At 42.9% G+C, this 13905-nt stretch carries 14 protein-coding genes; all 14 read left to right on the plus strand.

Annotated features, from left to right (window positions below):
* Window positions 1–3: 3 nt before the first annotated feature.
* The 14 genes from fliR (at window position 4) to B9Y67_RS16355 (ending at window position 13899) form a co-directional block, all read left to right on the plus strand.
* Window positions 4–783 carry a flagellar biosynthetic protein FliR gene (gene fliR / locus B9Y67_RS16290; RefSeq protein WP_085508308.1) on the plus strand — a complete coding sequence of 260 codons (780 nt, stop codon included), beginning with the start codon at window positions 4–6 and terminating at the stop codon, window positions 781–783.
* 1 nt (window position 784) lies between these two features.
* Complete coding sequence (gene flhB / locus B9Y67_RS16295) at window positions 785–1864, plus strand: flagellar biosynthesis protein FlhB (RefSeq protein WP_085508310.1); 1080 nt, start codon at window positions 785–787, stop codon at window positions 1862–1864.
* 21 nt (window positions 1865–1885) lie between these two features.
* A complete protein-coding gene (gene flhA, locus B9Y67_RS16300) occupies window positions 1886–3916 on the plus strand; it encodes a flagellar biosynthesis protein FlhA (protein WP_085508311.1) in 2031 nt (676 codons plus the stop codon).
* On the plus strand, window positions 3913–5037 hold the full coding sequence (gene flhF, locus B9Y67_RS16305) for a flagellar biosynthesis protein FlhF (protein WP_085508313.1): 1125 nt from the start codon (window positions 3913–3915) through the stop codon (window positions 5035–5037). Before flhA ends, flhF begins: the two co-directional genes overlap by 4 nt.
* Window positions 5027–5917 (plus strand): MinD/ParA family protein, encoded by an 891-nt coding sequence (locus B9Y67_RS16310; RefSeq protein ID WP_139823827.1) that lies wholly within the window; start codon window positions 5027–5029, stop codon window positions 5915–5917. The genes flhF and B9Y67_RS16310 overlap by 11 nt, the downstream gene beginning before the upstream one ends.
* The gene (locus tag B9Y67_RS16315) at window positions 5914–7212 is read left to right on the plus strand and encodes a chemotaxis protein CheA (RefSeq protein WP_085508316.1); all 1299 of its coding nucleotides are present in this window, start codon (window positions 5914–5916) and stop codon (window positions 7210–7212) included. The genes B9Y67_RS16310 and B9Y67_RS16315 overlap by 4 nt, the downstream gene beginning before the upstream one ends.
* Window positions 7213–7259: 47 nt before the next feature.
* Window positions 7260–7568: a hypothetical protein gene (locus tag B9Y67_RS16320; protein ID WP_085508317.1), complete on the plus strand. Its 309-nt coding sequence runs from the start codon at window positions 7260–7262 to the stop codon at window positions 7566–7568.
* A 51-nt stretch (window positions 7569–7619) separates the two neighbouring features.
* Window positions 7620–8396, plus strand: a complete 777-nt coding sequence (locus tag B9Y67_RS16325; RefSeq protein ID WP_085508319.1) for a FliA/WhiG family RNA polymerase sigma factor — start codon at window positions 7620–7622, stop codon at window positions 8394–8396.
* Between the two features lie 592 nt (window positions 8397–8988).
* A complete protein-coding gene (locus tag B9Y67_RS16330) occupies window positions 8989–9477 on the plus strand; it encodes a DUF6115 domain-containing protein (RefSeq protein ID WP_139823828.1) in 489 nt (162 codons plus the stop codon).
* A gap of 155 nt (window positions 9478–9632) precedes the next feature.
* Complete coding sequence (rpsB, locus tag B9Y67_RS16335; RefSeq protein WP_085508323.1) at window positions 9633–10382, plus strand: 30S ribosomal protein S2; 750 nt, start codon at window positions 9633–9635, stop codon at window positions 10380–10382.
* A 180-nt stretch (window positions 10383–10562) separates the two neighbouring features.
* Window positions 10563–11447, plus strand: a complete 885-nt coding sequence (gene tsf / locus B9Y67_RS16340; RefSeq protein WP_085508326.1) for a translation elongation factor Ts — start codon at window positions 10563–10565, stop codon at window positions 11445–11447.
* A 121-nt stretch (window positions 11448–11568) separates the two neighbouring features.
* The gene (gene pyrH / locus B9Y67_RS16345; RefSeq protein ID WP_085508327.1) at window positions 11569–12291 is read left to right on the plus strand and encodes a UMP kinase; all 723 of its coding nucleotides are present in this window, start codon (window positions 11569–11571) and stop codon (window positions 12289–12291) included.
* A gap of 1 nt (window position 12292) precedes the next feature.
* Complete coding sequence (gene frr, locus B9Y67_RS16350) at window positions 12293–12850, plus strand: ribosome recycling factor (protein ID WP_085508328.1); 558 nt, start codon at window positions 12293–12295, stop codon at window positions 12848–12850.
* Between the two features lie 281 nt (window positions 12851–13131).
* Window positions 13132–13899 (plus strand): isoprenyl transferase, encoded by a 768-nt coding sequence (locus tag B9Y67_RS16355; RefSeq protein ID WP_085508329.1) that lies wholly within the window; start codon window positions 13132–13134, stop codon window positions 13897–13899.
* The last annotated feature ends 6 nt before the right edge of the window (window positions 13900–13905 follow it).

Raw genomic sequence — 13905 nt, forward strand, 5'->3', positions numbered from 1 at the left:
AGTATGCTGGAAACAATCAATCTGGCAAGCATACCTGCATTTTTACTTGTTTTGGTACGGGTGACTGCTTTTTTCGTTACCTTGCCGCTCTTTTCCTATCGAAATGTACCCGCGCAGCATAAAATAGGCTTCAGCTTTTTCCTGGCGCTATTGATGTTCTTTACTATCGATGTTCCCATCGTTTTGCCTAATGGCACCTTTGTACTTTTGCTTCTAAAAGAAGCGCTGGTCGGCCTGATGATCGGTCTGATTGCTTACATCATTTTAGCTGCCGTCCAAATTGCAGGAGGGTTCATCGATTTCCAGATGGGGTTTGCTATCGCCAATGTCATCGATCCTCAAACAGGTGCACAAAGTCCGTTGATCGGCCAGTATCTTTATACCTTTGCCTTGCTGTTCTTGTTGGCCGTCAATGGTCACCATCTGATGCTGGACGGGGTGTTTTACAGCTATGAATTGATACCAATGCAGTCCTGGCTGCCGTTATCGGATGGTAATTTTGCTGCCTTTGTCATTCAGGCATTCAACCAGATGTTCATCATTGCTTTTTTGATGGCTGTACCTGTGGTTGGATGCTTGTTCCTGGTAGATGTTGCACTGGGAATCGTCGCACGTACCGTTCCACAATTGAATGTATTTGTCGTCGGCCTTCCTTTGAAAATTCTCGTCGCATTCATTGTATTATTTTTATCCATCGGAATTTTCATGATGTTAATTGAAAACTTGTTCGAAACGATGCTTGCTACGATGAGAGGATTGATGCAACTGTTTGGAGGCGCATGACATGTATTTGAAATTAGACCTGCAGTACTTCGCAGGTGAAAAAACAGAAAAAGCAACACCTAAGAAGCGGCAGGATTCACGGAAAAAAGGGCAGGTCGCAAAAAGTCAGGACGTCAATACAGCAATCCTTATGCTGTTCATGTTCGCCCTGTTTATGGTGCTCGGGGATTTTCTTAAAGGTGTGATGACAGGCATGTATCAACATGCTTTCCAGGAATATATCCACTGGGATGTGACCGAGAAGAATGTGTTCCAGGTGTTTACAGAGACGACGATTGAGTTAAGCAAAGTTCTTGCACCTATTATGGGTGTAGCGGTCATAGCTGGACTTGCTTCTAACTGGCTGCAAGTCGGCTTCATGTTTACCACTGATCCTTTGAAGTTCAAATTGAGTAAAATCAATCCAATCCAGGGGGCAAAAAAGATTTTTTCGGCACGGGCGCTCGTAGAACTGGTGAAATCGTTATTGAAAATCACAATGATTGGTACCATCACCTTCGCTGTTATCTGGTTAAGAAAAGATGACATGATGATGATGTCCCAGCGACCGGTCGAGGGGGCATTGGCTTTTTTTGGTCAAACGACTGTCATTATGGGGATAGCTTCTGCTATAGCCCTGCTGATTATTTCGGTACTGGATTACAGTTATCAAAAGTATGACTTTGAAAAAAGCATCCGGATGTCGAAACATGATGTCAAAGATGAACATAAAAATATCGAGGGCGACCCGTTAATTAAATCGAAAATAAAAGAGAAACAACGGCAAATGGCCATGCAGCGGATGATGAGCGAAGTTCCGGAAGCAGATGTTGTGATTACCAATCCGACGCATTATGCCATTGCAATTAAATATGACGAGGAAAAGGGCGACGCTCCGATTGTCCTTGCCATGGGAGTCGATTTTGTCGCGCAGAAAATAAAAGAAGTGGCGCAGGCGAATAAGGTAGTCATGGTGGAGAATCGGCCCCTGGCAAGAGCGTTGTATGATGATTCGGAAATTGGGGAAGCAATCGATGAACAGTTTTACAAAGCGGTGGCAGAAGTGCTTGCCTATGTCTACCGTATTCAGAAGAAAGTCTAGAAAGTAAGGGGGAGAAGACAAATGGCACCAAGGGATCTATCTGTTTTATTAGGCGTCATCATGATTATAATTATGCTGGTCATTCCCTTACCGGGTTGGCTTTTAAGTTTTTTAATCTTAATCAATATCTCCCTTGCTTTAATGGTCATCCTTGTGTCCATGAATATGAAAGAGGCCCTGCAATTTTCCATTTTTCCGTCTTTGTTATTATTAATGACGCTATTCCGGCTGGGTTTAAATGTGTCCACTACTCGTTCCATTCTATCCAAAGCGGATGCAGGAGGGGTTGTCGATACATTCGGTACCTTTGTCATCGGAAACAATCCACTGGTAGGTTTCGTCGTATTCATCATCCTGGTGATCATTCAGTTTTTAGTCATCACGAAAGGGGCAGAACGAGTGTCGGAAGTCGCAGCCAGATTCACCCTGGATGCCATGCCTGGTAAACAGATGAGTATCGATGCCGACCTCAATGCCGGGATGATTTCCGAACAGCAGGCAAAAGAGCGTCGGGAAAAAATAGAACAGGAAGCTGATTTCTATGGAGCGATGGATGGTGGAAGCAAGTTTGTCAAAGGAGATGCTATCGCCGGAATTATTATCGTGTTGATCAATATCATGTTTGGATTGATCATTGGAATGGTCCAAATGGATATGTCGTTCGCTGAAGCGGTCGATGTCTATATGCGCCTCACTGTTGGCGATGGTCTTGTCAGCCAGATACCAGCACTGTTGATATCTACAGCGACTGGTATTGTGGTCACCCGGGTTGCATCAAAGGGGAACCTTGGGACAGACGTCACGAATCAGTTGCTGCAGGACCCTAAAATGTTATACATAGCTGCCGGGACTATCTTTTTATTAGGTTTGACACCAATTAACTTTCTTCTGACAACAATGATCGCCTCTATTTTAGCTTTTGGAGGCTACTGGCTGTCGCGTGATCCCGAAGAAGATGAAATGGACCTGGAGGAACAAGAAGAAGAAGCAGACAGCAGTCAAATGAAATCACCGGAAAATGTCGTCAATTTGATAAGCATGGATCCGGTTGAATTTGAATTCGGCTATGGGCTTATACCGCTCGCTGACACGAATCAGGGGGGAGATCTCCTCGACCGGATTGTCATGATTCGCCGTCAGCTTGCGATTGAACTTGGTATCGTCATTCCAGTGGTAAGAATTAGGGACAACATTCAATTAAGCCCTAATGAGTACCGGTTGAAAATAAAAGGAAATGAAGTAGCCCGGGGGGAGCTGATTCTTGATCATTATTTGGCTATGAGCCCAGGGGACGATGATGAGACGATTGATGGGATTGATACCAGGGAGCCTGCCTTTGGGCTTCCAGCGAAATGGGTAACCGAAGAAGTAAAAGACGAAGCTGAACTTTCCGGTTACACAGTTGTCGATCCTCCTTCCGTCGTATCTACGCATCTTACAGAAGTCATTAAAAAGCATGCTCACCAGCTGTTAGGAAGACAAGAAACACAGCAGCTAATCGATCATTTAAAAAATACTTATCCAATATTAGTGGACGAGGTAACTCCTGAACCACTCAGCATTGGAGATGTCCAAAAAGTGCTGGCAAAGCTGCTGAGAGAAAATGTATCGGTCAAAAACCTTCCAGTTATTTTTGAAACGTTAGCAGACTTCGGCAAAATGACCAACGATACCGAGCTGCTTGGTGAATATGCCAGACAGGGCCTTTCCCAGCAAATCACCGAACAGTTTTCTAATGGTAAGGCCATGAAGGTTCTGACCGTTTCCGGGAAAGTGGAAAAGTTGTTAGCTGATCATATCCAGCAGACAGAACATGGCAGCTATTTAACACTCGACCCGGATACTCAGCAAACCATTATCCAATCTGTAGCAGAGCAGGCAGAACAACTCTCATTGCAAGAAGAGACAGCGGTTGTCCTTTGCTCACCTGCTGTCCGTATGTATTTGAAACAATTACTCGACCGATATCTGCCTCAGGTCTATGTACTGTCTTATAATGAGCTGGAGCCAACCATAGAAGTCCAAAGTGTAGGGGTGGTGAATGTGGCATGAAAGTAAAAAAATATCAGGCACGATCCATGCCGGAGGTTATGTCTCAGGTAAAAAAAGAGATGGGGAGCGACGCGGTGATTTTAAATTCTAAGGTCGTTTATCGCGGTGGTTTCCTAGGCTTATTCAAAAAAAAGAATATGGAAGTAATTGCAGCCATCGACCCTGATAACAGGGAATCTCAGCGTGAGGGGAACCCAAATCAAATTAAGGAAGAAGCGAAACCGGTCCAGCCTCTTTCCCCCCCTGACAATCAATCAACGGATCTGGACGTAATAAGGGAAATCAAGGCAATGAAAAAGCTGCTTGAAAGACAGCAGCCCCAATCATTTCCTTTAGTCTCCCCTTTTCATGAAATATACGAGCGGTTAATGGAACAAGAAGTTGCCCCGGCAATTGCAGAAGAAATCATAAAAGAGTGGAAGGAACATAACAGCGATATTACACCTGAGGGTGGGATATATGAAGTTATCTCCTCAGCATTCAACCATTTTAATCCTCCTTTATCATTCGGGGGAATCGATTATCGTAATCAATATATTCAATTTGTCGGTCCTACTGGGGTAGGAAAAACCACTACGATTGCAAAAGTAGCCGCCCAGGCGGTATTATCAGCAAACAAAAAAGTAGCTTTTATTACCACAGATACCTATCGTATTGCTGCTATTGAACAATTGAAAACCTATGCAGAGTTATTAAATGTTCCGATTGAGGTCGCCTATTCTACTGAAGATTATATGGCAGCACGGGAAAAGTTCGCAGCTTATGATTTAGTATTGATCGATACGGCAGGTAGAAATTTTCGCGACGCTCAGTACATCAAAGAATTAAAAGAATTGATTGATTTCGGGGTGAATATGGAGACTTATCTAGTATTATCGCTGACCTCCCGATATCGGGATATGCAAGTGATTTACGATCAATTTCATGAAGTACCGATTCATAAGCTGATCTTTACAAAAGCGGATGAAACGTCCACGTTCGGCAGCGCCTTTAACATGCTTTATCACAACAAAGTGGGAGCAGCCTACATTACCGATGGTCAAAATGTACCGGATGATATTCGGGGAGCCTCCATTGATTGGGTGGCATCGAGAATAGCAGGTGACAGTAATGATGCATGACCAGGCCCAGCAGTTGCGTGACCGTATGCTGAAAAAAAAGAATAGAGAAGAACATAAAGCCAAAACTCTTGCCATTATCAGTGGTAAGGGGGGAGTGGGCAAGTCAAATTTTGCCTTGAATTTCTCTATTGCCTTAAAAGAGAGACAGCAGAGAGTTTTGTTATTCGACCTTGATATCGGGATGGGTAATATCGATATCCTCATTGGGAAAAGCGCCAGCCGTAATCTTGTTGATCTGTTTGAGGGGAATGTATCTCTCAAGCATATTTTGACCAAGGGACCGGAAGCCTTGGAGTACATAGCAGGAGGCTCAGGTTTAGCCGAGCTGTTCCAATTGGATGAACATCGGTTCCATCACTTTTTATCTGAGTTTGAAGCTATATCTAAATTCTATGATTTTGTTATTTTTGATATGGGGGCTGGCGTTACAAATGACAGTTTAAAGTTCATTTTAGCTGCTGAAGAAGCCATATTGGTCACCACACCGGAACCTACTGCGTTGACGGATGGTTATGCCATCCTTAAATATATTCATCAGCTACAGAGAAACATGAACATTTACATGCTGATCAATCGGGCTTCTGACATTCAGACTGGTAAGGAGACCCTGAATCGTTTTCAAAGGGCAGGAAAGCAGTTTCTTAATAAAGAATTGTATCCGCTTGGTATTTTACCTGATGATCCTAATGTTGGGAAAGCGGTAGTTTCTCAGGTACCATTCTTACAATTCAACCGGAAATCATCAGCTTCTCAAGCACTTTTGCAAATGACTGACCAGTATTTGGATGGGTCTATTACTATCAATCGCTTTGCAGAAAATGGGTTTGTGGATAGATTGAAACGATTGATTTCACTTCAGGGGAAGGGGGCCTGGAAATGAATCAATACCTGGATATTTTTATTGAAGAAAGTAAAGAAAATATTCAACGCATTAACGATCATCTGCTCGCCTTAGAAAAAGATCCTTTCAGCCTGAACCGAATCACTGAAGTCTTCCGTGCAACTCATACACTGAAAGGCATGGCTGCCGCAATGGAGTTTCAGCACCTGGCCATACTTACTCATTCGATGGAAAGTGTATTGGATGCTATGCGAAGCCAGGCTATTCTCATTACACCGCAGAGCATAGATGTGCTTTTAAATGCTGTAAACGATTTGGAATCCATCCTCATGAATATTGCGGAAGGCGGCCACAGAAAACTGGACATAGATGCAACTCTCCGTCAGTTAGAACTAATAGAACAAAGGGGCAGTTCTCCGGGCGGATCCATTAATGAACCTGTGTCGGAAAGTCAAACTACTTCTTTTCCTGAGAACGAATTCGAAGCTGCAGCGCTGGAAAAAATTGATCCCCCTGAGACCACTAGAGTATCTGGCCCTTTTTTTCAGAGCCAGACGAAGACAGATACATCCATTCGGGTAAAGAAGGATCGGTTAAGCAAATTGTCTCAAGTGGCGGATAGGCTGGAAAGAGAAAAAGGGAAGTTAAACCAAATTGCTGAATTAACCAATGACAAGGAATTACAGGCAGTGGTGGAACGTGTTTTAACATGCAGCACGGAATTAAAGCAGCTTACAAGTGAATTAAGGAAGGTACCAGTCGGGCAAGTTTTTGATAGATTCCCCCGGATGGTCAGGCAGTTGGCAAGAAATCTCGGTAAAAACATCAAATTAGAAGTCAGCGGTACAGAAGTCGAAATAGATAAATCGATTACCGACACTATCGGAATTCCTATTGTCCACCTGCTCCGTAATGCGATTGATCATGGCATTGAACAACCTGAGGAAAGAGAGCGTATGGGGAAAAAAGAAGAGGGCACCCTGACTCTTCGAGCTTATAAAGAAACAAGTTACATTTACATAGAAATCACGGATGATGGTGCGGGGATAAGGCGTGATGAAGTAGTGCGCAAGGCAATCAACCGTGACCTTGTCAGTGAAAATGAGGCATATCGTATGAAAGATTCCCAGCTGTTCCATTTAATGATGAGCAGTGGTTTTTCCACAGCAGATAAAGTTTCGGATGTGTCTGGTCGTGGTGTAGGGCTTGATATCGTGAAAAATACGATTGAATCCCTTGGCGGCCAAATAGACATCACCTCCCAAATGGGGGTGGGAAGTACGTTTCTTATCCGCCTGCCTTTAGGTAATGAGGGAAAAGCAGCAATTACATGAGGAGTGGACCGGATTGCAATGGTTTTGGATGGAGGTGGTTAAATAGAATGGCCGGAAATCTATTATGGAACTTAGCGTTAGCGATAGCGGGATTTTTTCTTTCTTTGTTTCTATCACTGCAAAATAATTCCCTTGATACCTCCATGATAAGAGCAGCTTTAGTGTTTGGTTGTTTATATGTGCTTGGTTACTTTTTTCGCTGGGCATTTCAGTTTATTAAACGGGAGAAGGCTCAACCAGCAGCAAGAAATAAGGAAATAAACCGTCCTCTTCCTATTAATAAAGACATCGTAGAGGATGATCAGCTATCCGAACAAGCTACGGAAGCAGTCAGACAGTTATTAAAGGAAGATTGATAACTTAATAGGCTAACTGCGATATAGATTTATAATTGAAGGAGGGAGAAGATGGCAAGTTCGTTATCGGTGGAAGAACAAGAGTTATGGAACCGTTGGCAGCTGGAGGAGAATATGGAAGCAGCCAATGAATTGATTGAGAACCATATGCATTTAGTTAATTTTCATGTGCAGCGGATTGCGGCTCATTTGCCTGCAAGTGTCAATAAAGATGATATTAAAAGTCTTGGTTTATACGGTTTATACGACGCCTTAAAAAAGTTTGATGTCCAACGCGACTTGAAATTCGATACATATGCATCTTTTCGTATTCGTGGTGCCATCATGGATGGTCTTCGAAAGGAGGATTGGCTCCCAAGGTCTGACAGGGATAAAGCCAAAAAAATTGAACATGTTTCAGAACGACTCGAACAAAAATTACAACGACTGCCCACTGCCAAGGAAATCGGGGAAGAAACGGGATTGGAAGAAGAAGAGGTTGCTGAAGTAGTAAAGGATGCTTTATTTGCAAATATCTTATCCATGGAAGATAAGGCGAAAGATGGGAGCAATGATCAAAAGGAAGGTGTGGGATACACTTTGCCGGATAATAAATCGTTGACTCCGGAAAAAAGTCTGATCCGACAGGAAAATCATCAGGATTTAGCTGATGGGATTCGCCAGCTGAAGGAGAAAGAGCAACTGGTGATCAGTTTATTCTACTATGAAGAACTCACATTGACTGAAATCGGCCAGGTATTAGGATTGACAACGTCAAGAATTTCCCAAATACACGCCAAAGCCTTATTTAAACTCAAGAACAATCTAGGTAACCTCATAAACGCATAGTACAAGACTCAGTTTCAAGGTATGTTGTTTCCGTCACGTTAGTAACGGTTTGGAGGTCCGGGAAATCACTCGCTTTCCATGGGCGTACGGTGAGCTTCCTCGGGCTTAAAGCCCTGCGGGATCTCACCATGTACTATCCTCCCATAGGAGTCTCGCAATTTCCCGGACCTCCTTGCGTTTAGGAGAGAAACGGAAACATCGGTATATTGTTCTTCAAACAAAGAGTGCGCTATGCATGAAATGTGAGCTTTAAATCGCGTGTTTTTAATTATTCCTTTAAAGTAGACATCTACAATATGGCATGGGTTCGTTTCGCTTTTCCTTCGGTTGGGTTGGTTGGGAAACTGGGAGACTCCCGTGGGAGAAGGATCTAGGCGAGATCCCACAGGGCAATAGCCCGAGGAAGCTCGCCAGTTCCCCCACAGGAAAGCGAGTAGTTTCCCAGCCAACCCTGAGGCTATTATGGTAAAGAACCCTTGTTATGCCGAAATCAAGTCTTCGACTTTCTGGCATTTCATTGAAGAAGCCTTTTAAAGCAAGCACGGAATTAACAGAGTCAATTTATTACCATTTTAATGAGGTGATGGAACATATGACGACTTTCTTATTGGTCGTTAGTTTTTTACTCCATGGCATTATGCTCCTGGTCATTTTTGTCCTTTTTGCCAGAGTGAAAAAAGCAGAAGAGCTGGAAATGAGGCAAAAGCAGGTAGCGGGGGAAATTGAGGAGATGTTTACCGCCTACCTGCTCGAAATAAAAGAAGAGAACGAACAGCTGAAGCAATGGCTGGATGACAGCCAGAAGAAACATAAGAGTCCCCAAATTAACCAGCCAATAAGTAATGAACACGGGAAAACTGCTAAAGAAGAAACGCACTCCGATTTGAATAAGGATTTTTCCCAGCCTGTTTATAACCCGCCCCTCCCGGGAAATAATGATGTAGAGTATCAGCCTTCTTTGTCGACACGCGTAGTTGCAATGAGGAACGATGGCTATACAATAGAAGATATAGCCCGTAAAATGAATTGTGGCCAAACCGAAATTGAATTGATTTTGAAATTCCAGCCACAAAAAATGTAATAATTACTTGATTGCACCAATGGCATATGATATATTTACTTTTGGTGTCAATACACACGTCCGCAGATTCCTGCCGAGGGTGCTCTATTCCAGAGTTTCGGAAGGAAGATGAAGGGGGCGGAGGATACTAAAAAAACCAAACAGGAGGAATTAACATGTCTGTTATTTCAATGAAGCAGCTGCTTGAAGCTGGTGTTCATTTTGGACATCAAACTCGCCGCTGGAACCCGAAGATGAAAAAATACATCTTCACAGAGCGTAACGGTATCTACATCATCGACCTTCAAAAGACGGTCAAGAAAGTAGATGAAGCATTCAATTATGTAAAGGATCTTGCTGCTGACGGAGGAACTATCCTTTTCGTCGGAACAAAAAAGCAAGCACAAGACACTGTACGTGACGAAGCGACTCGTTGCGGTATGTACTATATCAACCAACGCTGGTTGGGTGGTACGTTGACAAACTTCCAAACAATTCGCAAGCGTATAAACCGTCTGAAAGATATCGAGCGTATGGAGGAAGATGGAACATTTGATGTACTTCCTAAGAAAGAGGTAGTCGGACTTCTTAAAGAAAAAGATCGTCTGGTGAAATTCTTGGGCGGTATCAAAGAAATGAAGAACCTTCCTGATGCACTTTTCGTTATCGACCCACGTAAAGAACGCATTGCGATTGCTGAAGCTCATAAACTAAACATTCCGATTGTCGGAATTGTTGATACAAACTGTGATCCAGACGAAATCGATTATGTCATTCCTGCGAATGACGATGCGATTCGTGCTGTTAAATTGCTTACTTCCAAAATGGCTGACGCTGTTCTTGAAGCAAAGCAAGGCGAAGAAACTGAAATTGCAGAAGAAGCTGCACCAGCAGAAGACGCTGAAGTGGAAACTGCAACCGAGTAACAAAGGTTTCAAAGGTGATAAGAGGGTGGACCTTTTATCACCTTTTTTAAAGAGGATGTCCAAAGGCATTAGGACGTAACGATGAATATCGAGCTTCCACCCGGAGCCTGACTTCCTTTTTCTTCTTAACTAAATTGATGAAGCATACGTAAATGCTTAAATTCTAAAGGAGGAAATAACATGGCTGTAACTGCAAAAATGGTAAAAGAACTGCGTGAAAAAACTGGCGCAGGTATGATGGATTGTAAAAAAGCACTAACGGAAACGGATGGAGATATGGACAAAGCGATGGAATGGCTTCGCGAAAAAGGTATCTCTAAAGCACAAAAGAAAGCAGACCGTATCGCTGCAGAAGGTTCTGCCCACGTTGAAGTTGATGGTAATACAGCAGTATTGCTGGAAGTAAACTGTGAAACTGACTTCGTTACTAAAAACGATCAGTTTAAATCTCTTCTTCAAGAGCTTGGAAAGCACCTGCTTTCTCAAAAGCCTGCCACTGCAGACGAAGCTTTAGAGCAAAAGCTGCACGGTGAAGGAGATACTGTCCAGGAATATATCAACTCCACTATTGCAAAAATTGGTGAGAAAATCTCGCTTCGCCGTTTCACAATCCTTGATAAAACAGATAACGACGCTTTTGGCGCATATATCCACATGGGTGGTAACATCGGTGTCCTTACCCTTCTTGAAGGCAGCACAGATGAAGCTGCAGCTAAAGACGTAGCCATGCACATTGCTGCTGTTAACCCGCGTTACGTTTCTCGTGATGAGGTTTCTGAAGAGGAAGTAAACAAAGAACGTGAAATGCTTAAGACTCAAGCCTTGAACGAAGGCAAGCCTGAGCATATCGTTGAGAAAATGGTCGAAGGCCGTCTAGGCAAATTCTTCGAAGAGATCTGCCTGCTTGAACAAAGCTTTGTCAAAGATCCGGATCAAAAAGTTAAACAATTTGTTGAATCCACAAAAGGTTCTGTCAAAGGTTTCGTACGTTATGCGGTAGGAGAAGGCATGGAAAAACGTGAAGACAACTTTGCTGAAGAAGTCATGAGCCAAGTGAAAAAATAAGCATGCCTGAAAAAATAGGGGACACACGCAGTGTTCCCTATTTTCAAACATGCTACATACCATGTATATTGACAAGAACAAAAGATTATCAAACTGATAAAATAGGTATATGGAGGTTACTATGACTGCAGCTCGTTACCGTCGAATCGTATTGAAATTAAGTGGTGAAGCCTTAAGTGGAAAACAGGGGTTCGGATTAGATCCTGCTATCATCCAGTCTGTAGCGAAACAAATTAAGGAAGTTGCCGAACTAGGAGTTGAAATAGCCGTTGTCGTAGGTGGCGGTAACATTTGGCGAGGCAAAGTCGGAAGCGAAATGGGAATGGACAGAGCGAATGCCGATTATATGGGAATGCTGGCTACGGTCATGAATTCCCTGGCATTGCAGGATAGCCTGGAAAACCACGGTATTCCTACTCGTGTGCAAACTTCAATTGAAATGCGCCAGGTGGCTGAGCCATACATCCGTAGAAAAGCAATCCGTCACTTGGAAAAGAAGCGTGTTGTCATTTTTGCTGCCGGTACCGGGAATCCATATTTCTCTACGGATACTACTGCGGCACTGCGCGCTGCAGAAATAGAGGCAGATGTCATTCTAATGGCTAAAAATAATGTGGATGGCGTTTATAACGCTGACCCTAAATTCAATAAAGATGCTGAGAAATACGATCAGCTATCCTATATGGATGTACTGAACGAAGGACTTGGCGTTATGGATTCAACTGCCTCATCCTTATGTATGGACAACGATATTGCTTTATTGGTATTCTCAATAACTGAAGAGGGTAACATTAAAAAAGCAGTTCTGGGTGAAAATATCGGAACGATTGTTAGGGGGAAATAACATGTCCAACGAAGTAATCAAAGAAACGAATTCTAAAATGGAACAAGCGGTACAGGCGTATTCCCGTCAATTGGCAACTGTACGTGCAGGGAGAGCTAATCCTAACCTCTTAGACAGTGTTTATGTCGATTATTACGGTGCTTCTACTCCGTTGAACCAATTAGCACAAGTATCCGCACCAGAGGCGCGTTTGCTTGTCATCACACCTTATGATAAGTCTGCAATCGCAGATATTGAAAAAGGGATCCAAAAGGCAGACCTTGGACTGTCTCCTTCCAGTGATGGAAATGTAATTCGCATTAACATTCCAGCATTGACTGAAGAACGTCGTAAAGATCTTGTTAAAGTTGTTGGGAAATATGCAGAAGAAGCGAAAGTCCAAATTCGTAATATTCGTCGTGACAGTAATGATAAGCTGAAGAAGCTTGAAAAAGACGGCGAACTTACGGAGGATGAATTACGATCTTTCCAGGACGATGTCCAAAAAGCTACCGATAACCACGTGGCGAAAGTCGACGAACTTTCCAAAAACAAAGAAGCAGAAATCCTGGAAGTATAAAGGAAGGGCAAAGTGTCTATTACATTTAATAGACGCAGGATGTTTATACCTTCCGGTGTTAAAGTAAAAAGCCGCGCTGCAATTGGCGCGGCTTTCTATTTTGTCAGTCTGACCTTTTGGGTTGAGTGTAAAACTATTAAAAATGTTCCAAGCTTCGTTCCAGCTGTTTACGTAGATTACTCTTATAGAAAGTTTTGACGTTATACTTTATGTCATTATACGCTTAGGGTAGGATTATAGTATAATAAATAAGATAAGTATCCTTATTGGAGGATGTCGAAATGCCAATCAAAATTCCATTTACAAAAATTAAATCAAAGCCTGAAGAACAAACGCCTGATTTAGATTACGATCATTTACCATCTCACGTAGCTATTATCATGGATGGAAATGGAAGATGGGCAAAAAGCAAAGGTCTTCCAAGAATAGCAGGACATAAAGAGGGCATGAATGTAGTAAAGAAAATTGTCAGGCACGCTTCGAACCTGGGAATTGAAGTGTTGACGCTATACGCCTTTTCTACGGAAAACTGGAAGCGTCCGAAGACAGAAGTCGATTTTCTTATGAAATTACCAATGGAATTTTTAAATACATATCTCCCGGAACTGATAGAGAAAAACGTACGTGTTGAGACTATCGGTGATTTCGAGAGATTGCCTCACCATACAAAGAAAGCTGTTCAGGAAGCGAAGGACCGTACGTCACAAAATACAGGCCTGGTGTTGAACTTTGCACTGAATTATGGAAGCCGTTATGAAATGGTGAAAGCTGTCAAACAAGTAGCAGACGAAGTGCGGGATGGGGACCTGGTTCCTGAGGATATCGATGAGGCCTGTATTTCCGAACGCCTGTATACGGCAAACCTGAAAGAGCCAGACTTACTGATACGTACAAGCGGCGAGCAGCGTCTAAGCAACTTTCTATTATGGCAACTAGCGTATAGTGAGTTTTGGTTCACAGATGTATACTGGCCTGATTTTGATGAAACATATTTTGAAAAAGCGCTGTACGACTATCAGAATAGAAAACGTCGCTATGGCGGGATATAAGGTGTT

It is taken from the genome of Thalassobacillus devorans, from assembly GCF_900176565.1.
In the GTDB taxonomy this organism is placed as follows: domain Bacteria; phylum Bacillota; class Bacilli; order Bacillales; family Halobacillaceae; genus Thalassobacillus; species Thalassobacillus devorans_A.